The sequence below is a fragment of the Caenimonas soli genome, assembly GCF_013155545.1.
Taxonomy (GTDB): domain Bacteria; phylum Pseudomonadota; class Gammaproteobacteria; order Burkholderiales; family Burkholderiaceae_C; genus Ramlibacter; species Ramlibacter soli.
Genome location: NZ_JABJVV010000010.1, coordinates 167,457 through 191,031, shown reverse-complemented (window position 1 = coordinate 191,031; position 23,575 = coordinate 167,457). Strand labels below are relative to the sequence as shown.

The window sequence follows — 23,575 nt, the reverse complement described above, 5'->3', positions numbered from 1 at the left end:
TCTCGCTATTTGAGTTCGAAGGCCGGCAACTTCTGGGCCACGGCCACGTTCTTCAGGGTGGCGTAAACCGGCACCCCACCTTTGTATTTGGGATAGTCCTCGCCCTGGATCAGGGGCATCAGGTACTGCCGGCATGGCTCGGTGATGCCGAACCCGTCCTTGGTGATGAAGCTGCGCGGCATGAATTTTTCCACGTTGGCCACCTTGGACAGCGGGGCCACGCCGATCTTGTACTTGTAGGGCGTGTTGCTGATGCGGTCGATGGTGGGCATCACGGCGTTCTGGCCCTTGAGCGCCAGCTGCACGGCCGCCTTGCCCAGCTCGTAGGCCTGTTTCACGTCGGTTTTCGAGGCGATATGGCGCGCGGCGCGCTGCAGGTAGTCGGCCACGGCCCAATGGAACTTGTGGCCCAGCGCCTGCTTGACCATATTGGCCACCACCGGCGCTGCGCCACCCAGCTGGGCGTGGCCGAAAGCGTCGCGCGTGCCTTGTTCGGCCAGGAAGCGGCCGTCCGGGTAGTGGCAGCCCTCGGACACGACAACGGTGCAGTAGCCGTGTTCCTTGACCAGCGCGTCCACCCGCGCCAGGAATTTCTTTTCGTCGAACTCGATCTCGGGGAACAGCACGACGACCGGGATGCCGTGGTCCTGGATCAGCCCGCCGGCAGCGGCGATCCAGCCGGCGTGCCGGCCCATCACCTCGAGCACGAACACCTTGGTGGAGGTCTTGGCCATCGAGCGCACGTCGAACGAGGCTTCCAGCGCCGAGACGGCCACGTACTTGGCGACGGAGCCGAAGCCGGGGCAGCAGTCGGTGATCGGCAGGTCGTTGTCCACGGTCTTGGGGACATGGATGGCCTGGATCGGGTAGCCCATGGATTCCGACAGCTGGCTGACCTTGTAGCAGGTGTCGGCCGAGTCGCCGCCACCGTTGTAGAAGAAGTAGCCGATGTCGTGCGCCTTGAAGACTTCGATCAGGCGCTCGTACTCGCGCTTGTTCGCCTCCAGCGACTTGAGCTTGAAGCGGCATGAGCCAAAGGCGCCCGACGGTGTGGAGCGCAGCAGGGCGATGGCGGAGGCCGATTCCTTGGTGGTGTCGATCAGGTCCTCGGTGAGCGCGCCGATGATGCCGTTGCGCCCGGCGTAGACCTTGCCGATCTTGTCTTTATTTGCCCGCGCGGTCTCGATCACGCCGCAGGCCGACGCGTTGATGACGGCGGTGACACCGCCCGATTGCGCGTAGAAAGCGTTCTTTTTCTTGGCCATGTCTCTTCGTTTCCTTGTCAGTCGCTCAAGGCGCGGGTCACGACCTCGCGCACGTCGTTGCTCAAATCCGGCTTGGCCGCCACCCGCGCGATGGCTTCGCGCGCGGCGCCGCGCAGCGGCTCCACCAGCTTCTTCCAGCGGTCCAGCGCCCGCGCCAGCCGCGCGGCCACCTGCGGGTTGATCGTGTCTAGCTCGATGACCCGCTCGCACCAGAACACATAGCCCGCGGCATCCGGCCGGTGGAAGGCGCCCGGATTCGCGCTGCAGTAGCTGAAGATGACGCTGCGCGCGCGATTCGGGTTGCGGATGTTGAAGTCGGGATGGCTCATCAAATGCTTGACGGCGGGCAGGACCTGGCCGCCGCGATCCGGGGCGCCGGCCTGCAGCGCGAACCACTTGTCCAGCACCAGCGGTTCGTTGGCGAACATGGCGTGGAATTTCTGCAAGGCGGGCCGCGCCAGCTCGTGACCGCTGATCACCAGGGCCGCCAGCGCGTTGAAGCGGTCGGTCATGTTGCTGGCAACCTTGAAGCGCTGCAAAGCCTTGCCGGGCCACACGGCGTCGCCGCTGCGGCGGGCCGCCAGGCACAGTTGGGTGAGCGCCAGCCCGGCCAGCGCGCGGCGGCCGGAAGACACGGCGTCGGGCTGGTAGGCGCCGTTCTCGCGGTGCGCCTCGTAGGCCCATTGCCAGTCTTCGTACAGGGCCTGGGCCAGGTGTTCGCGCATGGCTTCGCGCACCGCGTGGATGCGCTGCGGATCGACCACGTCGAGCTGCTCCGCGATGTAGGTCTCGGCCGGCAGGGTGAGCACCAGCTCCTTGAAGGCGGCGTCCAGGGTGGGATGGCGAAGGATGGTCCGCATCGCCTCGATGTAGGCACTATCCAGCCGGATGTCTTGCGGCGTTGCGGCTTCCCTGATGAAGCCGATGGCGCGATTGACCGCCAGCCGCTGGCCCGCTTCCCAGCGGTTGAACGGGTCGGTGTCGTGCGCCAGCAGCGCCAGCAACTGCTCGTCGCTGTAGTCGAACTCCAGGATCACCGGGGCGCTGAAGCCACGCAATATCGAAGGCACCGGCTCGCCTTGCAGGCCCGGGAAGCTCAGGGTTTCGCTGGCCTCGGTGAGCACATGCATGCCATTGCCGACCTCGCGGCCGTCGGGTCCCAAGAGGCCCAGGCCGATCGGGATGATGAAAGGTAATTTGTCCGGCTGGCCGGGCGTGGCCGGGCAGCTCTGCGACAGGGTGAGTTCGTACGTGCCCGAGGCAGCGTCGTATTGGCCTGCCGCATTGATGCGCGGGGTGCCGGCCTGGCTGTACCAGCGCTTGAACTGGGGCAGCAGCTTGGCCAGTTGCGACTCGGGGTTGGCGTCGGCGATGGCCTGCGCGAAGTCGTCGCAGGTGACGGCGTGGCCGTCGTGGCGCTCGAAGTACAGCGCCATGCCCCGGGCGAAGCCTTCGCGCCCCACCAGGGTCTGCATCATGCGCACGACTTCGGCGCCCTTTTCGTACACGGTCACCGTGTAGAAGTTGTTGATCTCCAGGTACTGGTCGGGCCGCACGGGGTGCGCCATGGGGCCGGCGTCCTCGGGGAACTGGGCGGTGCGCAGCACCCGCACGTCCTCGATGCGCTTGACGGCGCGGGCCGAAGGCTCGCCCGCCAGGTCCTGGCTGAACTCCTGGTCGCGAAAAACCGTCAGGCCTTCCTTCAGGCTCAGCTGGAACCAGTCGCGGCAGGTCACGCGGTTGCCGGTCCAGTTGTGGAAGTACTCATGGCCGACCACCGACTCGATGTTGGAGTAGTCGGTGTCCGTGGCCGTGGCCTGGCTGGCCAGCACGTACTTGGTGTTGAAGACGTTCAGGCCCTTGTTCTCCATGGCGCCCATGTTGAAGTCGCTGGTGGCGACGATCATGAAGCGCTCCAGGTCGAGCGACAGGCCGAAGCGGGCCTCGTCCCAGGCCACCGAGGCCATCAGCGAGTTCATCGCGTGCTCGGTCTTGTCCAGGTCGCCCGGTCGCACATAGACCTGCAGCAAATGGTCCTTGCCGGCGCGCGAGGTGATGCGCTGCTCGCGGCACACCAGCTGGCCCGCCACCAGGGCGAACAGGTAGCTGGGCTTGCGGAAGGGGTCGACCCACTTGGCATAGTGGCGGCCGTCTTCCAGCGCGCCCTGGTCGACCAGGTTGCCGTTGGACAGCAGCACCGGGTACCTGGCCTTGTCGGCGCGCAGCAGCACGGTGTAGCTGGCCATCACGTCCGGGCGGTCCAGGAAATAGGTGATGCGGCGGAACCCCTCGGCTTCGCACTGCGTGAAGAACGAATCGTTGCTCACGTACAGGCCCATGAGCTTGGTGTTCTTCGCCGGGGCGCAGGTGGTGAAGATCTCCAGATCGAAAGGCTCGTAACCCTCGGGGAGGTTTTCCAGCACCAGCTGGTTGTTCTCGATCTTGAACGAGGTGCCCTGGCCGTTGACCAGCACCCGCGCCAGGTTCAGGTCTTCGCCGTCCAGGCGCAGTGCTTGCGGCACGGCGTCCGGGTTGCGGCGCAGCTTCATCTTGTTCAGCACCCGCGTCTTGGCCGGGTCCAGGTCGAAGCAGAGTTCGACGGTGTCTATCCAGAATGCCGGCGCCTGGTAATCGGCGCGGTAGATCACGTTGGCTTGTCCTTCACGCATCTTGATTCCTTAAACGCCCTGCTTGAGCGAAGCTTCGATGAAAGCGTCCAGGTCGCCGTCCAGCACTTTCTGCGTCGCGGAGATTTCGACGCCGGTTCGCAGATCCTTGATGCGGCTGTTATCCAGCACGTAGCTGCGGATCTGGTGGCCCCAGCCCACGTCGGTCTTGGTGTCCTCCAGCTTCTGCTGCTCTTCCTGGCGCTTGCGCATCTCGTGGTCGTACAGCCGCGAGCGCAGGCGCTTCCAGGCTACGTCGCGGTTGCTGTGCTGGCTGCGGCTGTCCTGGCACTGCACCACGATGTTGGTCGGGATGTGTGTCAGGCGCACGGCCGAATCGGTCTTGTTGATGTGCTGGCCGCCGGCGCCGCTGGCGCGGTAGGTGTCCACCCGCACGTCGGCCGGGTTGATGTCGATCTCGATCGAGTCGTCGATCTCCGGATAGACGAACACGCTGGCGAAGCTGGTGTGGCGTCCGCCCGAGGAGTCGAAGGGCGACTTGCGCACCAGCCGATGCACACCGGTTTCGGTGCGCAGCAGGCCATAGGCGTAATCGCCTTCGAGCTTGATGGTGGCGCTCTTGATGCCCGCCGTGTCGCCCGGAGTTTCATCCTCGACGATGGTCTTGAAGCCCTTGCGCTCGGCGTACTTGAGGTACTGGCGCAGCAGCATGCTGGCCCAGTCGCAGGCCTCGGTCCCGCCGGCGCCGGCCTGGATGTCCAGGAAAGCGTTCAGCGGGTCCGCCGGGTTGTTGAACATGCGGCGGAACTCCAGCGCCTCGACGTCCTTGCCCAGCTTGTCCGTTTCGGCTTCGATGGTGAGCAGGCCGGCCTCGTCGCCTTCCTCCTTGCTCATCTCGAACAGCTCGAGGTTGTCGGAAAGCTCGCGCGTGAGGTTCTGCAGCATCACGACGACGCTGCTCAGCTGCTTTTGTTCCTTGCCCAGTTCCTGGGCCTTCTTGGGATCGTTCCAGACCTGCGGGTCTTCGAGCGAGGCGTTGACCGTCCTCAGGCGTTCCGATTTGGCATCGAAGTCAAAGATACCCCCGTAAGGCTTCGGTGCGGGCGGAAAGGTCGGTGAGTTTGCTGCCGATCAGGTTGATGCGTTCTGCGTCCATGGTCCAAATCCTTTTGAGCCAAGGATTCTGACACGACGAAGGAGGCGTCCGTCGCAGCGGGGCGTTTACCGTTACTGTTTAAACGCGCCGAGCTTGGCCTGGGCGCCGCGGTTGCCCATGGTGGCGGCACGTTCCAGCCAGCGCACGGCCTGGGTGGCGTCGCGTTGGACGGTGGTGCCTTCCAGGTAGGCGATGCCCAGGAAGTAGCTCATTTCGGTGCGGCCGTAGCGAATGCCTTCGTTAGTGGCCTTGCCGGAGCGCTTGACCACCGCAGGAACGTCGCCCTGGCCGTTGGCATAGGCGTGCATCTGCTGGATGGTGGAGGAGAAGAACTGGTCCCGAATCTGGGCGGCGGCGGCCTTGTTGGCGGAAGTGGCCACCAGCTCGTCGGCCAGCACCGGCAACGCTTCGAAGGGCGTCATGCCGCCGGCCATGCGCGGCGAATACCAGGCGCGCAACATGACCTTGTCCAACGGCAGCAGGCCGTCGATCTTCCAGGGGAAGTAGCTCAGCACGGTCTGCCCGGCGGGATGGCCGCGCACGCCCATGACGTGCATGGCTTCGTGATAGGCGCAGCGCCATGCGTCCTTGGAACGCATCTGGATGCTGGCCGATTCGATCTTGGTTTCGGTCCGGAAATCCAGGTAGGTCACGCAGGGCTGGTTGTCTTCCAGCGCGGTGTCGGCCGTGATTTCGACGTTGAGGTTGGCGGTTGACTCGTCGGGCTGGCCGCTCACGTCGATCAGCTTGATGCCGGCTTCGCCGGTGACGGTGCGCAGGGCCTGGAGCGTATGCTCGCGGTGAGCGGCGGCATTGACGCCATGGATGCGCACGCGGATGTCGTTTTCCCAGCGCACGATCCGGGTGGGCGTGCCGCTTTGGTGCCAAAGGACTTCCCAGAGCGTGGCCAAGCCCTGATCGAACTCATCAGCCACGGCCGCACAAGGCAGCAGGCTAGCCAGCAACAGTCCCCAACAAATCCTACGCATTCGACACCCCGAACACACTTGGTGACTGGAGTGTGAAGTAGGACCATTCCTACTTCAAGCATTGTTACGTGTTGGGCTTCAGCTCTACCGGACTTGCGGTAATTTTTCGCGCTTGCGTCGCGCGTTTTACGTCGCCAAAAAGTTTTCGATCAGTTTGGCGAGCTGCTCGGGCTGGTCGTGATGCAGCATGTGGCCGGCGTCCTGGACCAAAGCCGTGCGCACGTTCGGCACAGAACGTAAACGTTCGTGGTACTCGGCCAGAGTGTATTTTCCTTGCCACCACTGTGACAGGCTGTCATCACCTGCTTCCACGGCCAAGGTGGGGGCCGAGATCGACTTGTAGATCTCCAGCACCTCGTCCACGCGATACAGCTGCGCGTTGGTGATCTTGTGGGCCGGATCGCCCAGGATGCGCCACATTCCCGCCGCGTCCTGCCTGGCCCAGTGCTGTGCCAGCCAGTCGGCCTTGTCTTGCGACAGCCGCTTGTTGGTCTTCATGAGGCGCCGCGCGACGCCGGACACCGATTCGTAGGGCTTGAGCGCCAGCTCGCCGCGATGGAAGGCCTTCAGCTCGTCCATCCATTTGGCGTAGCGCGTCGGCGCTTGCGAAGGCCGCGTCGCTCCCATGCCGAAGCCCTCCAGGTTGACCAGCCGGTGGATTCGCTGCGGGCGTGAGCCTGAGTACAGCATGGCCACATTGCCGCCCATGCTGTGGCCCACCAGGTTCACCGGTGCGCCGGGCGAATAGTGGTCGAGGAGGAAATCGAGATCGGCCAGGTAGTCGGGAAACCAGTAGTTGTCGGCTGCCGGCGATTCGGTCAGGCCATAGCCGCGCCAGTCGGGGGCGATCACGTAATGGTCCTGGGCGAACGCGTCCACCACGAACTGATAGGAAGCCGCAACGTCCATCCAGCCGTGCACCATCACCAGCGGCACCTTGCCCGGCGTCGGGTTGCCCCATACCAGCACGTGGTACTTCAGGCCGCGGATGGGGACGAATTCGCTGCGCGGAGCTTTCTTGGCTTGGTACATTCACCCAATCATAAGGAGATGCGGCCATGGGTGTCAGTCAAGGCAGGGACAACTACGCGCGCATGCACGCCGGCTTTCGCTGGCAGGTGCCCGAGCACTTCAACATCGCCGAGGTCTGCTGCACGCGCTGGGCCCGGCGGCCCGATGCGATCGAGCGCACGGCGATCCGTGCCCATGGCGTCGAAGCCGGCTCCGAGTTTCTTTCCTACCTGGAGTTGCAGGTTCGTGCCAACGCCATGAGCAACCTGCTGGCATCCCTGGGAGTGCAGCGCGGCGACCGCGTCGCCATCGTCATGCCGCAGCGTTTCGAAACCGCCATCGCCTATATGGCGGTGTTCCAGCTGGGCGCCGTGGCGATGCCGCTGTCGATGCTGTTCGGCCCCGAGGCGCTGGAGTACCGATTGCAGAACAGCGAGGCTGTGGTCGCCATCTGCGACGAAAGCTCCATCGCCAACCTGCTCTCGGTCCGTGGCGATTGCCCGGCCTTGCGCACCGTCATCGGCGTGGGCGAAGCGGCTGCGCAGGCCGACCTGGGCTACGAGGAGGAGTTGGCCAAACAAGGCACCACCTTCACCGCGGTGGACACCAAGGCGGACGAAGGCGCGATCCTGATCTACACCAGCGGCACGACCGGCCCGCCCAAGGGCGCCTTTCTCCCGCATCGCGCGCTGATCGGCAATCTGCCGGGGTTCGTGTGCAGCCAGAACTGGTTCGGCTTCGACGGCAAGGCCAACGAGGAAACCCATGCCGTGTTCTGGTCCCCGGCCGATTGGGCCTGGACCGGCGGCCTGATGGATGCCTTGTTGCCGACCCTGTATTTCGGCCGGCCCATCGTGGCCTACAACGGCCGCTTCAGCCCCGAGCTGGCGTTCACGCTGATGCAGGAACATGCCGTCACCCACACCTTCCTGTTCCCTACCGCCCTCAAGGCCATGATGAAGGCGTATCCGGAGCCGGCGGCCGAATTCAAGCTCAAGCTGCAAGCCATGATGAGCGCCGGCGAGGCGGTGGGCGATGCGGTGTTCAACTACTGCCAGCAGCAGCTGGGCGTGACGGTGAACGAGATGTTCGGCCAGACCGAGATCAACTACGTGGTCGGCAACTGCTCGATGAACGGCCGCACCGAAGGCGGCATCGGCTGGCCGGCGCGAGCGGGCAGCATGGGCCGGGGCTACCCCGGGCATCGCGTGGCGGTGATCGACGAAGACGGCAACGAATGCCCGGTCGGTGTACCCGGCGATGTGGCGGTGAATCGCTACGACGTCCAAGGCGATCCCGACCCGATCTTCTTCCTGGGCTACTGGAAGAACGAAACCGCAACGCGCAACAAGCACACCGGCGACTGGTGCCGCACCGGCGACATGGCCACGCGGGACGCCGACGGCTATCTCTGGTACCAGGGCCGCGCCGATGATGTGTTCAAGGCGGCGGGCTACCGCATCGGCCCCAGTGAAATCGAGAACTGCCTGGTCAAGCACCCGGCCGTGATCAACGCAGCGGTGGTGCCCAAGCCTGACCGCGAGCGCGGCGCCCTGGTCAAGGCCTTCGTGGTGCTGGCGCCAGAGTTTGCGGCAGAGCGCGCGAAGTCGGGGCCCGACTTCGATGCCCAGCTGGTCGAGCAGCTGCAGGCCCATGTGAAGGGCAAGCTCGCGCCCTATGAGTACCCGAAAGAGATCGAGTTCATCGATGCCTTGCCGATGACGACGACGGGCAAGGTGCAAAGGAGGGTGCTGCGTCTGCAGGAAGAAGAGAGGGCCAGAGATCCGTCATCCCGGGCTTGACCCGGGATCCACCGCGGCGCGCCGAATTCCTGGATTGCGGGTCAAGCCCGCAATGACAGCGAAAATCAATTATTCTGCGCAGTCACCCTTCACCCTTGTAGTCTTTCTCCCATGCAAAAAGTCAAACTCGGCCACAGCGACCTGCACGTCACGCCCATCTGCCTGGGCACCATGACCTTCGGCGAGCAGGTGGATGAACCCACCGCCCACGCCATCCTCGATCGTTCGCTGGAGCGGGGGATCAACTTCATCGACACCGCCGAGATGTACTCGGTGCCGGCCCGCGCCGAGACCTTCGGCGCCACAGAAACCATCATCGGCAACTGGTTCAAGAAGAACCCCGGCGCGCGCGACAAGCTGGTGCTGGCCACCAAGGTCGCGGGCCCTTCGCGTGGCATGCCCTGGGTGCGCGAAGGCACTGGCCTGACGGCCAAGGACATCGTTGCTTCCTGCGAGGCCTCGTTGAAGCGCCTGCAGACCGAAGCGATCGATCTCTACCAGATCCACTGGCCCGAACGCAACGTGCCCATGTTCGGGCAGATGTACTACGACCCGACCAAGGAGCGCACCACCACCTCCATCCACGAACAGCTGGAAGCTTTTGCGCAGCTGGTCAAGCAGGGCAAGATCCGCCACATCGGCCTGTCCAACGAAACGCCTTATGGCGTGCATGAATTCGTGCGGCTCGCGGAAGAGCACAAGCTGCCCCGCATTGCCACCGTGCAGAACCCCTATTGCCTGGTCAGCCGGACGCTGGAGAACGGCCTGGACGAAACCATGCACCGCCTCGACGTGTCGCTGCTGGCGTACTCGCCGTTGGCGTTCGGCCTCCTGACCGGCAAGTACGACGAATCGGGCATCGAAGGCCCGAATGCGCCCAAGAGCGCGCGTATCGCCAAATATGAGTCGGTGCGCAAGCAGCGCTGGGGCCGCCCCGAGGCGCTGGCTGCCGCCCGCCGCTACAACGCCCTGGCCCGCGCCAACGGCCTGACGCCGGCGCAGATGGCACTGGCCTGGTGCTATACCAAGTGGCAGGTGGCCAGCACGATCATCGGCGTGACCACGCTCGCGCAGCTGGAAGAAGATCTCGACGCCTGGGGTACCAAGCTCGCACCCGAGGTGCTGGCCGAGATCGACAAGATCCGCTGGGAAATTCGCGATCCCGCAGTGTGAGCAAGAAAGAGCACGTTTCCGAAACTCCCGCCACCGCCTTCCTCAAGGCGAACAAGGTGGCGTTCACCGAGCATCCCTACGAGTACCTGGAGCATGGCGGTGCGCAGCACAGCGCCCAGGTGCTGGGGTTCGATCCGTTCACGGTGGTGAAGACGCTGATCATGGAAGACGAAAAGGGCAAGCCCCTGATCGTCCTCATGCACGGCAACCGCAAGGTGTCCACCAAGAACCTGGCGCGCCAGATCGGCGCGAAGTCGGTCGAGCCCTGCCAGCCCGAAGTGGCCAACCGGCACAGCGGCTATCTGGTGGGAGGCACCTCGCCCTTCGGCACGCGCAAGGCGATGCCCGTGTACATCGAGGAAAGCATTCTTGCGCTGCCGCGCATCGCGATCAACGGCGGGCGCCGCGGTTACCTGGTGGGGCTGGATCCGCAGGTGTGCGTGCAGCTGCTGCACGCGAAGCCCGTGAACTGCGCGCTGGCAGAATAGCGGCTCCCAGCCCGGAGGCACCGCTTGCAATCGCTCTATCCTGTTCTCGCTACCGTCTTGGCCTACCTGGTCGGGTCCTTGTCCTTCGCCGTGATCGTCAGCCGCGTCATGGGCCTGAACGACCCGCGCACTTTCGGCAGCAAGAACCCCGGTGCCACCAACGTCCTGCGATCGGGCAACAAGGTCGCCGCCATCATCACCTTGCTGCTGGACGCCGTGAAAGGCCTGGTGCCCGTGCTGCTGGTGAAGTGGTTCGGCAAGCCCTATGGCCTGGAGGACGGCACGATCGCGATGGTGGGGCTGGCGGCTTTCCTCGGCCACCTCTGGCCCGTGTTCTTCAAGTTCCAGGGCGGCAAGGGCGTGGCGACGTTCATCGGCGTGGTGTTCGGCATCGACCTGGTGCTGGGGCTGGCTACCGGCGCGACCTGGCTCATCATCGCGTTCTTCTTCCGCTACTCGTCGCTGGCCTCTTTGGTCTCGGCAGTGTTCGCGCCCGCGTACTACTTGCTGGGCAATCGCATGGCCTGGTACGCGGAGACCCCGATCGCGCTGGCCCTCGCTGCGATGGCGATGCTGCTGGCTTACCGCCACCGCGAAAACATCAACCGACTGTTGCAAGGCAAGGAATCCCGGCTGGGCGCCAAGAAGGTTTGACCATCCACTTGGATGGTGTTAGGATGGCGGCATGCCAGCCCGAAGCGCGACCCTTTCCGCCAATCCCAAGCCCGTCGACGAGAAGCTGACGATCAACATCGGCTGCGTCGACCTGGGCCAGATCGACCTTCTGGTGCAGGAGGGCTTCTATAACAATCGCACGGACCTCATCCGCACCGCGATCCGCAACCAGCTGGCCACGCATCAGGACGTGGTGCGCCAAGTGGTCATGCGCAAGACGCTGGTGCTGGGCATCCAGCATTACACCGCCGACGACCTGAACGCAGTCAAGGCGGCAGGGCAGATGCTGCAGATCAGGGTGCTGGGCCTGGCCTCCATCGCCGCCGACGTCACTCCGGCGTTGGCGCTCGACACCATCGAATCGATCACCGTGCTGGGCGCGCTGCATGCGAGCCCGGCGGTCAAGGCCGCGCTGCGCGGCCGCACCGCCAGCGCCTGACAGCTAAGGACACACCAACAATGAACACGCAATTTCAGAATCTCATGAACGAGGCCACCCGGCTCACCCGCGCCGGCGACCTGCAGGCCGCCACGGCGGCGATCCAGGCCGCGCTTGGCGCAACCAGCTCCATGCCGAGCCAACCCAGGCCCACCTTCGATGCCATCGAAGTGCCCGCTCGCGAAGTGCCGGCCACGCCGCAGCCCGGTGCCGATCCGGCAATGCCGGGCCGTTTCGTCGCCGGCAGCTCCGGCAGCGGCACCGCCCGCCGGGACTACAAGCTCTACATTCCGCCTGGCGCGGGCGATATCCGCCTGCCGCTGGTGGTGATGCTCCACGGCTGCACCCAGGACCCCGATGATTTCGCCAGGGGTACGGCCATGAACGACGCGGCTCTGGCCCAGGGCTTCTACGTGCTGTATCCGGCGCAGTCGCGCCAGGCCAATGCCCAGGGTTGCTGGAACTGGTTCAAGCACAGCCACCAGCAGCGCGGCCGCGGCGAGCCCGCCATGCTGGCCGCGATGACGCGCGAAGTGATGGCTCAGCACGCGATCGACCCGCAGCGCGTCTACGTCGCAGGCCTATCGGCCGGCGGCGCGATGGCGGCCATCCTGGGATCGGCCTACCCCGAGCTGTACGCCGCCGTCGGCGTCCACTCGGGATTGGCGGCCGGGGCAGCAACCGACCTGCCCGGTGCCTTGGCCGCGATGCGCGGCGGCGCTTCGGCGCCTGCCGGTGCGGCGCATGGCGTGCCCACCATCGTCTTTCATGGCGATGCCGATTCCACCGTGCATCCGGCGAATGGCGAACAGGTCGTTGCCGCATGTGCGGGCACGGGTTCGTCGGTCGAAACCCACCAGGTCCGCAACAGCGGTGCGCGCGCCAGCACCCGGCGAGTTCACGTCGATGCCACCGACGGCCGCGTGGTCGCGGAGCATTGGCTGGTTCATGGCTCGCCCCACGCCTGGTCGGGCGGCAGCCCGCTCGGCTCCTATACCGACAGCCGCGGCCCGGACGCGACCGCCGAGATGCTGCGCTTCTTCTTCGAGCACCCGCAGCAGCCCAGGCAATAAGCCCTCAAGTCGTCGCGATCAGGCCGGGGAGGGGCGCCCATTGCTCGGAGGCCAGGTGCAGCAGGTCCAGGTGCTCGCGCACGGCATCGATGACGGCACGCTGGCTGGCCACCGTCGAGAACGTGTGGTCGGCGTCCTCGATCATCACCATCCGGAAGTTGGGATGGCGCCGCAGGCGGCTGCCGCGCCGGCCCAGATGGAATTCGACGTAGTCGAGCCCGTCGTCCTGCACCGACATGATCATCAGCGTGTCGGTGCCGCGCGCACTTAGCTGCTTCATCTTGGCCAGCACGCCTTCGTCGGCGACGCGTCCATCCAGCATCTCGCGGAACGCCCGTTTGAACCGCGCACCGAGCAAGGTCCAGATACGACCTGCGATGCCGTTCACGTCGACCTCGCCGCGCACGAGACGCCGGTAGAGGTTGGCCCTCAGCAAGGCGCGGCGATAGAAGTCGGTCGACTTGTAGTACCGCTGCATCGAGGTCTGCCAGGTTCCTTCCTGGTCCTCCTGCCATTCCAGCAGTCTCGAGTTCATCAGGATCTGTCCGTTCACGCGCGAATCGGCCAGCGCAGTCTGGAACGCAACGTACGAGCCCGAGCAGATGCCCATCAGGTAGAAGCGCTTGCAGCCCCTCGCGGCCAGGCAATCGATGGCCGCGCGCACATCGGCGATCGACCGCTTGCGATACATGCTGCGACTCGAAAAGCCGGCTTCGGTGCGGCTGTCGCCGATGCCCGCGAGGTCCATGCGCAAGGTCCGGTAGCCGGACGCGGCCAATGCCCGCGAAAGCTTGACGTAGTTCCGGTTGGGCCCGATGCGGTAGTTGCCGCCGACGTTGAGCATCAGGATTGCCGTGTCGGCATGCGCCGGCGAAGCGGCTTCGGTCGGCTCGGCAAGGATGCCGAACAGGGATCGGTCGGCTCCGAACGCCAGCGGCTCTTCGCGCAGCCCGTCCACCGTGTACCCGTCCGGCCAGTCGGGCGTCTGCGCGAGCCGGGCTTGCGCCGGCGAGGGCGCAGGTCTTGACGTCAACCACTCGGTGATGGATGCGACCGTGGCGGGCTCCAGCACGGCCTCATGCGGCTCGGCCATCATCCCCGCGTAACCCGGCCACACTGTGTACGTGGTGTCCACGCCCATCCGGCGGTAGCTGGCAGGCAGCGGTCCTTCCGCGGGCATGTCGTCGCGGCCGATGATCAGTACGCGCTGGGCCGGTGCCCGTCCCGGCCGCACGCAGTCCAGGGCGTTGAGCTGTTCCAGCGTTTCGGCCGTGTACAGGCAACCCAAGGCTTCCAGCTCGCCGTGCGCATTTGGGGCTGCGGTTGCGCGCTGGGCATTGGCCGCGCGCATTTCACGCGCGAAGGCGCGGCCGGTGGCGCAGGGCGCCCACAGCACCAGGTCTTCCACGCCACCCATCCGCAGCGCCGCCTGCACCGCCAAGGTCGCGCCCAGCCGCATGCCGAACAGGGCGATGTGCGAAACGCCGCCCAGCCGCTTCAGTTCGTCCGCGGCGCAGGCAATGCTGTCGATCCACGCGGGCACCCGGCCCGGGTCATGGTCCCCGCCGGCCGAGTCGCCCGTGCCGTGATAGTCGAATCGCAGCACTTCGAAACCCGCATCCGCCAGGGTATGAGCCAGCTGTGTGTAGGTGCGGTACGAACACAGCGCTTCGTAGCCCATGGGGCGGCACAGCAGCACCCCTGCGCCACGGGCGGGCGCTCGCGCTGCGTGGAACCATCCAAAGCAGCGGCCCGCGCCGGTCTGGAAGGTGATGGGGACGGTCATAGGCTGGCGCTCTTGATCGAGTTCGTCGCGTGAACGAAACCCGCCAATGGATGATCGCCTTGCCGGCGAAGCAATACCCGAACCGGCGTATCGGGAGGCAGGTGGAAGTAGTCGTCGTCCGCCAGGAAGCCCGGAATGTCGATGTGCACGCCTTGCGCGAATTGCACGCTGTGCACCGTCAGCTCGGCGGTCCGCTCATCGAGCATCACGGCCTGCGCGCTCAGCCCGATGTCGGCCTGCGCCTTGGTGGCGAGCCCATCCGGAAAATGGAAGGCCCGGGCGAGCACTTCTCCGCGTGCATCGCGCAGCGTGGCAACGATGGCGTCGCAGGGAGGAGGGCCGAATCGGTACGCGTAGTTGAGGTCCATGAAGTGATCGAGCAGATCGAGGCATGACAAGCTCAGGGACCCCCGTGCCGGCAGCGCCATGGCTTTTGTGCCGGATGCAACTCTCACGGTGCCGTCACGCCAGGCTGTCAATTCGAGTTCGACCTTCACTTCCTCGCCGTTCTCGTTGACGAGATGCGCGAAAAGGCCGTTGACGCCCTCGTCCGACAGCAGCACCGCCAGCGGCTGCAGCACGCGCTTGAGATAGTGGTAGCAGGCCTTGGGAACGCCCGCGTCGTCGACCACGCCCCATCCGGCTCCGGCCCACAGATCGCGCAAGCACAGCACCAGTGCGCCGCGGCAGGTGGAGCCCGGGCGCCGCCACTCGGCAAAGCTCGCGCCCATCACTTCCCCCGTGGCGAGGCGGCCCAAGGCCAGATAGCGGTCGTGGTCCATGGCGCGCAACTTCGCGGGGTTGACACGGAAGAGTTCGCTCACATAGTGGTCGCGCACGTCGTCGAAATCCCAACCCGCGCCCAGGTCTCGCGGCGAGCGCTCTTTCCAAGCCGCGTGATGCGCGCGCGTGGCATGGCCGCCAGGCATGCGGCCGATAGCGGATGGGGCAGGGACGTTGGCGAACGCCAGACATTCCGTGGCGAACTTGAGCTCCGCGCGCCGGGCGTCGTCGAGGGGGCGCAGGTAAGCCCCGACGCCGTAGTACGACGTCGTGCCCGTGCTGGCCTGGTGCGGGAAGGCACCCCCGTGTGCGCTGGACGGCCAATACGGCACTCCGGGTGCAAGCTTACGGCAGAGCTGGGGCAGGGTTTCGTCGAACAACGCGCAAGACCATTGCTCGCGCGGCGCGCCCCACATGGCGGCCTGCTGTTCCACTTCGCTGTTGCCGCACAGCACGGCCAGGCATGCCCGGGACCGCAGCCGCTGGAGCTGTTGGCGCACCTCGAGTGCGACCGAGGCGGCGAAGGCCGGATCATCCGCGGGGTAGTCCATGCTGGCGAACATGAAGTCCTGCCAGACCATCACGCCGTGCTCGTCGCAGGCTTCGTAGAAATGATCTTCCTCGTACACGGTGGTGCCGGGCACGCGCAGCATGTTCATCCCGGCTGCGCGCGCCTGGGCCACTGCTGCGCGACAGCTGTCGGGGCTGGAACGCAGCGTCACCGCGTCGAGAGGGGTCCAGCAGGCACCCCGGCAAAACACCGGAACACCGTTGACGCTCAGCGAAAACCCGCCGCCGGTGGAATCGAGTTCGATGGTGCGAAATCCGACGGGCGCGAGGCGCACCACGGCGTCAGGCGCATCCGCCATCCGGATTTCCAGGCGAGCCTCATACAGCGCCGGTTCGCCATGGGTGTGCGGCCACCAGAGGTCGACATCGCCGATGTGAAGCTGCCCGCTGAACACGGCGGCGTCACCTGCGCGATCGAGGCGCTGGACCGCGACGCAGCCACCGCGTTCGAGCCGCAGCGCAATCGCCTGGGGCAAGCGGCCGGCGCCGGGTGCAAACTCCAGCCTGCAATTCACGATCCCTTGCCCACCCTCTACGGAGGCTTCGACATGGAGATCTTGAATGCGGGCATCGCTGCTCTGCTCCAGCCAAACCGGCTTCCACGGCCCCACCACGGCGGCGGGCGGCGACCAGCCCGACGTGCGGCCCAGCAAGGTCGTGCGGAACCAGCGCAACTGCTGATGCGCCACCATCGGAGTGCGCCAGCGCGGCCGCTTGCGGCGCACTTCCAGTTGCGAGTCAAGGGCGCTGAATCTCATCACGAGGGAGTTGTCTTTTTCCCGCAGTTGGCGGCTGACGTCGCACTCGTGCGCAAGGAACATGTTGGTGCTACCGAGAAGCGTTTCGCCGTTCAGCCAGACTTGCGCGACGGTAGCCAACCCGTCGAACCCGAGAATCGCGCGGTCCCCTTGCTTCAGCCCTTGCGCATCGAACTCGAGCCGGTACCACCACTCCTGGGCATCGAAGCGGCGTGCCGGTCCTTTCAGCGACCATTGCTCGAGCGCACGCAGCGCTGCGGCTGCCGGCGCGAGTTCGTCGATTGATAGCCACTCGCATCCTTCGGGCGGAGCCGACCGCGTGTCGTTCCCCGGTGCGCAGGCGCACATCTGCCAGTTGGAACTCAAGAGCGCGCGCGGTTGGTGAGCGCCCGGCTGCGTCATCGCATCAGGCCGCCGTCAATTCATTCAGGGCCTGCCGGATCGAGTGGATGCTGCCGAAGACGCTGCGCTTGAGCATGTGGTCGGGAAACTCGACGTCGAAGGCGCCTTCGAGCGCGAGCATCACATTGACGCTTGCGTGCGAGGTCATGCCGGACTGGTACAGATCGGCATGCGCATCGAGCTGGTCGGCGTTCTGGTTCAGGCGGCCATGGTCGCGCAGCACGCCGCGGATGTGGGAGTCGAGGTCTTCCAAGGTCTTCATCAGGCTACTTCCGGTTCGAACAATACGGTGACGACGGCGCCCGCGTAGTCGCCGTCGTGGCTCAAGCTAAGCAACAATTGGCTCGCCCCCATCGCGGCGGCCAGCTCGGCCGCGCGACCATGAAGCGAGAGGGCGCAATCGCCATCGGCCCGCTTCACCACCTCGATGTCGCGCCAGTTGACGCCGGCCTCGCTCAGGCGCAGGGCCTTGATCACTGCTTCCTTCGCCGCGAAGCGGGCCGCCAGCCGTTGGGCGCACATGCCGCGCCCGCTGTTCGCATACGCAAGTTCGCCTGGCGTGAAGAGTCGATTGGCATAGACGGAACCAAAGCAGTCGATCGACTCGGCAATGGCGCTGATCTGCGTCAGGTCGAAGCCCATGCGGACTCGCTGCGGCAGAACTGCTCGATGGGAACAATCAAGGTCGGGCTTGAACTTCATCCGGACGCTTTTCCAGTTGGGCTTTTGGTACCGTCCAGTTGTACCAAACTATGCTGCGTTCGGGTAACCAGTTACTGGGACTGTCAGTAGCTCGCGGCGTTGTCCGACATGGTGCGGCCCACCGACTTTTGGCGGGACGCAACAATCTCGCTCAAGCATGAAAACATCACGCGCCGACCAAGAGTTCGGGTCCCTCCTGGCAGCGGTGCGCCGCATTGCTGTCGAGGTCACGGCACCCCAGGCAGACCCGGTGGACAGGGAGGCCCGCTTTCCCCACGAATCCGTCGCGGCACTGCGCGAAGCGGGAGTCCTGTCCGCCGCCGTACCGCGCGAGTTTGGCGGCGCGGGCTGCACCATGGTTGAGCTCGGCCAGCTGTGCTCGGTGTTGGCGCAGGCTTGCGGCTCGACTGCGATGGTGCTGGCCATGCACTACAGCCAGCTGGCCTGCATCGCGCGTCACGGCCAGGAGAGCGACTTCTTTCGCAACTACTTGCGCGAACTCGTAGCCCGTCAATATCTTCTGGCTTCGATGACGTCGGAGGTCGGAACCTACGGCGATACACGCTCCAGCATCTGTGCCGTCGAGCTCGGCAATGGCCGTTTCGTGCTCAACAAGGACGCCACCACCGGGTCGTACTGCCAGCATGCCGATGCGATCCTGGTCACATGCCGTCGCGACAAGGATGCCGCCGCGGGCGACCAGGTGCTGGTCATGGCGCGGCGCGAGGACTGCAGCCTGAAGCAGACCACGAGCTGGGACACCCTGGGCATGCGGGGCACGTGCAGCCCGGGCTTCCGACTGGAGTCGACCGGCGCGCAGGAGCAGATCATTCCGGGCGCGTTCGCCGACAGCTCCGCGCAGACGATGGTGCCTTACTCGCACATCCTCTGGTCATCGCTGTGGTGGGGCATCGCGGCCGACGCGGTGGGCAGGGCGGCCAATTTCGTGCGTGGCCAGGCCCGCCAGTCGCCCGGCAGCGTGCCGCCGACTGCAACGCGGCTGGCGGAGGTTTCCTTGCAGCTCCAGACCATGAAGCAGAGCTGGATGTCCGCGGCGCAGGCCTTCGACGCCATCGGCCCCGGCGCCGCGGCGCAGGAAGAGTTGCTGGGCATGAGCTGGGCGCTGCGCCTGAACAACCTGAAGATCGCATGCTCGGACGCGGCCCCGCAGATCGTTCACCGCGCCCTGCAGATCGTCGGCATCCTGGGCTACAAGAACGACAGCCCGTTCAGCCTGGGACGGCATTACCGCGACGCGCTCTCGGCCTCGCTCATGATCTCCAACGACCGCATCGCCGCGAAAAGCGCGTCGATGCTGCTTGTCTTCAAGGACGCACCTTGACCCTTACCTACGACATCGACAAATTCCATCGCCAACTGGTTGAGCACGGACTGATACTTCCCACGCAGGTGAAGGGCGCCTACGGCCGCGGCGCGGTGTTCGAGGACATCGTGCGCCGCTTCGATGACCTGGTCGCCCGCATTGCCGCCCCCGACGGCGCCGAGCAGCTTTCCTTTCCTCCGATCCTGCCGCGCGCCCTGGTCGAGAAGGTCGGCTACCTGGACAATTTTCCCCAGCTGGCGGGATCGGTGCACAGCTTTGCCGGCAACGACGCGAAGGCGCGCGAGCTGTCGGCCCACGTCAACGGCGGCCAGCGCTGGGAGCATCTGCTCGATCCCACCGAGGTCATGCTCACGCCCGCCGCCTGCTACCCGGTGTATCCCAATTTCAGCGGCCTGTTGCCGGGGGGCGGTCGCCTGATCACGGTCCTGGGTTGGGTCTTTCGCCACGAGCCGTCCGACGAGCCCACGCGTTTGCAGTCTTTCCGCATGCGCGAGTTCATCCGCATGGGCAAGCCCGATGAAGTCCTGGCCTGGCGCGACAACTGGTTGCAGCGTGGCCTCGATCTGCTGCGGGGCCTGGACTTGCCGGTGCAAAGCGACGTGGCCTCCGATCCATTCTTCGGACGCGCCGGCAAGATGATGGCCGCGCAGCAGGTCGACCAGCGCCTGAAGTTCGAGATCGTGGTGCCGATCATCTCGCTCGAGAAGCCCACCGCCATCTGCTCCTTCAATTGGCACCAGGACCACTTCAGCTCGAAGTTCGGCATCCGAAGCTCGGACGATTCCATCGCCCACACGGCTTGCCTGGGCTTCGGCATGGAGCGTGTGACCCTGGCCCTCATCAAGACGCACGGCTTCGATCCCGCGAGCTGGCCCGACAGCGTGCGCCGGCAGCTCTGGCCATGAGCGTTATCGAGGTCCTGGCGGGGTTGGATCCGGCGGGCTACCGTCGCCACGCCTTGCACGGCGAAGAGGCCGCCTGGCAGGAGAAGAACTGCTACGTCGATCTGTGGATCGAGCTGGTGCACGCGCTCAAGCTCGAACCGCTCGCGATGCTGCCCTTCACCCTGGGTGCGGATTTCGAGGATGACCAGTGGACGTTCTTCAAGCCGCCTCTGGAAGAACTGCGGGACCTCTATGGCATCGACGTGCAAGAGCTGACCGTGTGGCGGCCGCTCATCGATCACGCCGTGGAGCACCTGGCGGCCGGCCGGCTGATCAGCACCGAAGCCGATGCCTACTGGCTGCCCGACACCGCCGGCACCGACTACCGCAACAAGCACACCAAGACGACGATCGTGTTGGCCAATCTCGACGTGGACGGCCGCAAGCTGGGCTACTTCCATAATGCCGGCTACTTCGAGCTGGGGGGTGAAGACTTCGCGCAGCTGTTCCGGCTCGATATGCCGGCGGACCCGGCGTTCCTTCCGCTTTTCGCGGAACGCATCCGGATCGACAGGCTGGTGAGGCGAACACAGCCTGATCTCGTCACGGCGTCATTGGCGCTGCTGCGCCGCCATCTGCCACGCCGCCCGACGTCCAACCCGTTCGGGCGCTTCGGCACGCGCCTGGCAAAGGACTTTCCTGAACTGACCGCAGGGGGGCTGGCGCAATACCACGCCTGGGCTTTCGCCTCGCTGCGCCAGGCGGGCGCGGCGTTCGAGCTGCTGGCCTCGAACCTGCGGTGGCTCGCCGGGTTCGGCCATCCGCAGCTGCGCGATGCCGCCCGGAGTTTCGACGTGATCTCCGAGGGCAACAAGGCGCTGATCCTCAAGGGCGCGAGGGCTGTGCACACTGGCCGCGCGCTCGACGCCAGCGCCTTGTTGGGCGACATGGCGCGAGCTTGGGATGAGGGAATGGCCTCTTTGGACAAAGGCCTGCGTTAGCGGCCTCTGCAGCGTCGGCCCGGATTGCATATAAGGCGAGACGGGAGGCGCGCGATGAAACTCAATATCCTGTCCGATCTTCACCTGGGCCAGGGCCTGCTGGAGCCGCCCCGCAACGACGCCGACGTCGTGGTGCTCGCCGGCGATATCGCCCGGCCCGCGCAAGCCGTGGCCTGGGCATTGGGTATTGGAAAGCCGGTGTTGTACGTGCCCGGCAACCACGAGTTCTATGGCAGCAGCGTCGCGGGCACCAAAGCCAGCCTCAAGCAGCTTTGCGCTGGCAGTCTCGTGCACATCCTCGATGACGATGAGGCTGTCATCGGTGGCGTCCGCTTTCTCGGCTCGACACTCTGGACCGATTTCCTGCTGTTCGGCGAGCATGAAGGGCGCACGGCGGCGTTCGGGCAGGCGCTGCGGTTCATGCGCGACTACAGCCGCATCCACCTGGACGACGGGCTCGAGCAACTGTTCACGCCGCTCGATTCGGCCGCGCTCTTTCAGCGGCATGCCGGGTGGCTGGCCCGCAAGCTCGCCACGCCGCATCCCGGGCCCGCCGTCGTCGTCACCCACCACGCGCCCTCGGCGCGCAGCATTCACCCGCGCTTCGAGGGCTCGCCTCTCAACGCCTGCTTTGTCTCCAACGCCGACCATCTGGCCGGCGGCGATCGGGTCCAGCTCTGGATTCACGGCCATACCCACGACAGCTTCGACTACGACCTGAACGGCACCCGGGTGGTCTGCAACCCGCGCGGCTATGCCCGCGACGGTGTCAACGAGAACGCGCGCTTCGACCCGCACTTCATGGTCGAGGTCTGAGCCTTGCTGTCACCTTTTGTCGGCATCGAGCGTCTAACGACAAAGAAGCCGAGAAAGTTGAAATGCCTGCCCTGAACGCCATCTCCATCAGCCACACGGCTGCCGGCAACGCCGAGACCGACGTCGAGCTGGCGTTGAGCGCGGCGAGCGGGAACGCCATGGCCTTCGAAACCATCGTGCGCCGCAACAACCGCCTGCTCTTCCGCACCGCGCGCGGCGTGGTGCCCGACGACGCCGAGGCCCAGGACGTGGTGCAGGAAACCTATCTGCGCGCGTTCACCAATCTGCGCTCCTACCGCGGTGACGCGACGCTCGCCACCTGGCTCGCCCGGATCGCCATCAACGTGGCGGTGACGTCGCAACGCAAGAAGGGCCGTCTCGTGCAGTTGCAAGAAAGCGGCAGTTCCGCAGACCCGGACCCCGAGGAGCACGTCATGCCCCTGCACAGCCAAGACGACGAAGCCCCGGACGCCGCGGCCGAGCGCAAGGAAATGCGCGACCTGTTGCAAGCGTCGATCGAAGACCTTCCCGTGATCTATCGCAGCGTTTTCATCCTGCGCGCCGTCCAGGACCTCAGCGTGGAAGAGACTGCTTACTGCCTGGCCGTCAGCGAGGACGTGGTCAAGACCCGCTTCTTGCGGGCCCGGGCGATGTTGCGCGACAGGCTGGCGAGCCGCGTCGAGATCTGCGCGCAAGAGACATTCAGCTTCGCCGGGGAGCGCTGCGACGCCGTCCTCGCCCACGTCATGGCGCAGCTGCTGGAGCAGGGCTTGGTCCGGCTCCACTAAAAGGCCGCCCCTTTTTTCAACACCCACACCAAAGGACTCTCCATGAATAACCACCTCATCGTGCCGCCGGCTCAACTGTTCCAGGCGCGGCGCCGCGCGCTGGCTGTATCCGGGGCGGTCCTGTCGGGCGCCGCCGTGGCCCTGTTGGGCGGCCGCGATGCAATGGCGGCAGGCAAGAAAGCCAGCCAGGGGGAGCTCGAGGCGGACATCCGCATCCTGAACACGGCGCTGGGCGCGGAATTCGAAGCGATCGCCGCCTACCAGGTCGGCGCGGAGAGCGGCTTGCTGACCAGCGGCGTACTGCCGGTGGCCGTGCAGTTCCAGGGCCACCACAAGGAACATGCGGACGCGCTCGCCGCCACCGTGCGCAAAATGGGCGGCAAGCCGGTCGGCGCGAAAGCCCAATACTCGTTTCCGCTGGAAAAGCTCAAGAACCAGTCCGACGTGCTCCGATTCGCGGCCGGACTCGAAAAGGGCGCTGTTTCCGCTTACCTGGGCGCCGTGCCGCTCTTTGCCGATCGGTCGCTGTCGCAAGTCGCGGCCAGCATCTTGGGTGACGAAGCGATGCACTGGGCGGTGCTGCGCCAGGTGCTGGGCGAGTCGCCCGTTCCTTCGGCTTTCATGTCATGAAGCAGCGCCGGGCCCTGCGCGTCATGGTGGCTTTGGCAAGCCTGGCGATCGCGGGGCTGGCGAGCGCCGCGATCGACGAGGGCGCCCTGCGGCGCGGCGAGCAGGTGTATGCGCGCTGCGCCGCCTGCCATGCCGTCGAAAGCAACCGGACCGGACCGCGGCACTGCGGCCTGTTCGGCCGGCGGGCCGGCACGGCGCCGGGCTACACCATGTATTCGCAGGCCCTGCGCAATTCCAGGATCGTCTGGGATGCCCGCTCGCTGGACGTTTTCCTGCAGGACCCGATGAAAACCGTCCCGGGAACCACGATGGGGTACGCCGGGGTCAAGGATCCGAAGGAGCGCGGCGATCTGATCGCCTGGCTTCGCGAATCCACCCGCGCCGGGCAGTCGTGCAAGCTGGGCCAATAGGC

The 23,575-nt window shown here is 65.7% G+C and carries 22 protein-coding genes; 13 read left to right on the top strand and 9 right to left on the bottom strand.

All coding sequences use genetic code 11. The features are described 5' to 3' along the window. Nucleotides 1-5 precede the first annotated feature (5 nt). The 5 genes from HNE04_RS17205 to HNE04_RS17185 all read right to left on the bottom strand — a co-directional run bounded on the left by HNE04_RS17205 (nt 6) and on the right by HNE04_RS17185 (nt 7,069). Nucleotides 6-1,265: a 6-phosphofructokinase gene (locus HNE04_RS17205; RefSeq protein WP_172221695.1), complete on the bottom strand. Its 1,260-nt coding sequence runs from the start codon at nt 1,263-1,265 to the stop codon at nt 6-8. A gap of 17 nt (nt 1,266-1,282) precedes the next feature. Continuing rightward, on the bottom strand, nt 1,283-3,934 hold the full coding sequence (gene pepN / locus HNE04_RS17200) for an aminopeptidase N (protein ID WP_172221692.1): 2,652 nt from the start codon (nt 3,932-3,934) through the stop codon (nt 1,283-1,285). A 9-nt stretch (nt 3,935-3,943) separates the two neighbouring features. Then, a protein-coding gene (gene prfB, locus HNE04_RS17195) for a peptide chain release factor 2 (RefSeq protein ID WP_172221690.1) occupies nt 3,944-5,048 on the bottom strand; the annotation gives its coding sequence in 2 pieces (ribosomal slippage) (nt 3,944-4,966 and nt 4,968-5,048; 1,104 coding nt in all). A 71-nt stretch (nt 5,049-5,119) separates the two neighbouring features. Beyond that, complete coding sequence (locus tag HNE04_RS17190; protein ID WP_172221688.1) at nt 5,120-5,983, bottom strand: DUF2927 domain-containing protein; 864 nt, start codon at nt 5,981-5,983, stop codon at nt 5,120-5,122. 180 nt (nt 5,984-6,163) lie between these two features. After that, nucleotides 6,164-7,069: an alpha/beta fold hydrolase gene (locus HNE04_RS17185; protein WP_172221686.1), complete on the bottom strand. Its 906-nt coding sequence runs from the start codon at nt 7,067-7,069 to the stop codon at nt 6,164-6,166. Between the two features lie 26 nt (nt 7,070-7,095). Here HNE04_RS17185 and HNE04_RS17180 point away from each other — a divergent pair, with 26 nt between their 5' ends. From HNE04_RS17180 to HNE04_RS17155, 6 genes are all read left to right on the top strand, one after another. Then, nucleotides 7,096-8,850 carry an acyl-CoA synthetase gene (locus HNE04_RS17180; RefSeq protein WP_235965100.1) on the top strand — a complete coding sequence of 585 codons (1,755 nt, stop codon included), beginning with the start codon at nt 7,096-7,098 and terminating at the stop codon, nt 8,848-8,850. Between the two features lie 111 nt (nt 8,851-8,961). Then, nucleotides 8,962-10,023 carry an aldo/keto reductase gene (locus HNE04_RS17175; protein ID WP_172221684.1) on the top strand — a complete coding sequence of 354 codons (1,062 nt, stop codon included), beginning with the start codon at nt 8,962-8,964 and terminating at the stop codon, nt 10,021-10,023. Continuing rightward, nucleotides 10,020-10,511 carry an aminoacyl-tRNA deacylase gene (locus HNE04_RS17170; RefSeq protein WP_172221682.1) on the top strand — a complete coding sequence of 164 codons (492 nt, stop codon included), beginning with the start codon at nt 10,020-10,022 and terminating at the stop codon, nt 10,509-10,511. The genes HNE04_RS17175 and HNE04_RS17170 overlap by 4 nt, the downstream gene beginning before the upstream one ends. A 24-nt stretch (nt 10,512-10,535) precedes the next feature. Further along, complete coding sequence (plsY, locus tag HNE04_RS17165) at nt 10,536-11,165, top strand: glycerol-3-phosphate 1-O-acyltransferase PlsY (protein WP_172221680.1); 630 nt, start codon at nt 10,536-10,538, stop codon at nt 11,163-11,165. 31 nt (nt 11,166-11,196) lie between these two features. Continuing rightward, nucleotides 11,197-11,625, top strand: coding sequence for a CopG family transcriptional regulator (locus HNE04_RS17160; RefSeq protein WP_172221678.1), 429 nt, complete (start codon nt 11,197-11,199; stop codon nt 11,623-11,625). A 20-nt stretch (nt 11,626-11,645) separates the two neighbouring features. Beyond that, nucleotides 11,646-12,698 carry an extracellular catalytic domain type 1 short-chain-length polyhydroxyalkanoate depolymerase gene (locus tag HNE04_RS17155; protein ID WP_172221675.1) on the top strand — a complete coding sequence of 351 codons (1,053 nt, stop codon included), beginning with the start codon at nt 11,646-11,648 and terminating at the stop codon, nt 12,696-12,698. A 4-nt stretch (nt 12,699-12,702) separates the two neighbouring features. On the opposite strand, the gene HNE04_RS17150 is transcribed toward HNE04_RS17155, so the two are convergent. The 4 genes from HNE04_RS17150 to HNE04_RS17135 are packed head-to-tail and all read right to left on the bottom strand — an operon-like array spanning nt 12,703 to nt 17,699. Next, nucleotides 12,703-14,484 (bottom strand): alpha/beta fold hydrolase, encoded by a 1,782-nt coding sequence (locus HNE04_RS17150; protein WP_172221672.1) that lies wholly within the window; start codon nt 14,482-14,484, stop codon nt 12,703-12,705. Continuing rightward, the gene (locus HNE04_RS17145) at nt 14,481-16,961 is read right to left on the bottom strand and encodes a glycoside hydrolase family 2 protein (protein ID WP_172221669.1); all 2,481 of its coding nucleotides are present in this window, start codon (nt 16,959-16,961) and stop codon (nt 14,481-14,483) included. The genes HNE04_RS17150 and HNE04_RS17145 overlap by 4 nt, the downstream gene beginning before the upstream one ends. A 40-nt stretch (nt 16,962-17,001) precedes the next feature. Then, complete coding sequence (locus HNE04_RS17140; RefSeq protein WP_172221666.1) at nt 17,002-17,259, bottom strand: acyl carrier protein; 258 nt, start codon at nt 17,257-17,259, stop codon at nt 17,002-17,004. Further along, nucleotides 17,259-17,699 carry a holo-ACP synthase gene (locus HNE04_RS17135; protein ID WP_207717603.1) on the bottom strand — a complete coding sequence of 147 codons (441 nt, stop codon included), beginning with the start codon at nt 17,697-17,699 and terminating at the stop codon, nt 17,259-17,261. The genes HNE04_RS17140 and HNE04_RS17135 overlap by 1 nt, the downstream gene beginning before the upstream one ends. Nucleotides 17,700-17,856: 157 nt before the next feature. Between HNE04_RS17135 and HNE04_RS17130 the strand changes: the two genes are divergently transcribed. The 7 genes from HNE04_RS17130 (at nt 17,857) to HNE04_RS17100 (ending at nt 23,573) form a co-directional block, all read left to right on the top strand. Continuing rightward, nucleotides 17,857-19,041 carry an acyl-CoA dehydrogenase family protein gene (locus tag HNE04_RS17130; RefSeq protein ID WP_172221664.1) on the top strand — a complete coding sequence of 395 codons (1,185 nt, stop codon included), beginning with the start codon at nt 17,857-17,859 and terminating at the stop codon, nt 19,039-19,041. Continuing rightward, complete coding sequence (locus HNE04_RS17125) at nt 19,038-19,949, top strand: amino acid--[acyl-carrier-protein] ligase (RefSeq protein WP_172221250.1); 912 nt, start codon at nt 19,038-19,040, stop codon at nt 19,947-19,949. Before HNE04_RS17130 ends, HNE04_RS17125 begins: the two co-directional genes overlap by 4 nt. After that, the gene (locus tag HNE04_RS17120) at nt 19,946-20,929 is read left to right on the top strand and encodes a DUF1839 family protein (protein ID WP_172221662.1); all 984 of its coding nucleotides are present in this window, start codon (nt 19,946-19,948) and stop codon (nt 20,927-20,929) included. Before HNE04_RS17125 ends, HNE04_RS17120 begins: the two co-directional genes overlap by 4 nt. A gap of 54 nt (nt 20,930-20,983) precedes the next feature. Next, on the top strand, nt 20,984-21,745 hold the full coding sequence (locus tag HNE04_RS17115) for a metallophosphoesterase (protein ID WP_172221660.1): 762 nt from the start codon (nt 20,984-20,986) through the stop codon (nt 21,743-21,745). 62 nt (nt 21,746-21,807) lie between these two features. Continuing rightward, nucleotides 21,808-22,533, top strand: coding sequence for an RNA polymerase sigma factor (locus tag HNE04_RS17110; RefSeq protein ID WP_172221658.1), 726 nt, complete (start codon nt 21,808-21,810; stop codon nt 22,531-22,533). 42 nt (nt 22,534-22,575) lie between these two features. Then, a complete protein-coding gene (locus HNE04_RS17105) occupies nt 22,576-23,163 on the top strand; it encodes a ferritin-like domain-containing protein (protein WP_172221656.1) in 588 nt (195 codons plus the stop codon). Then, nucleotides 23,160-23,573 carry a c-type cytochrome gene (locus tag HNE04_RS17100; protein WP_172221654.1) on the top strand — a complete coding sequence of 138 codons (414 nt, stop codon included), beginning with the start codon at nt 23,160-23,162 and terminating at the stop codon, nt 23,571-23,573. The genes HNE04_RS17105 and HNE04_RS17100 overlap by 4 nt, the downstream gene beginning before the upstream one ends. The last annotated feature ends 2 nt before the right edge of the window (nt 23,574-23,575 follow it).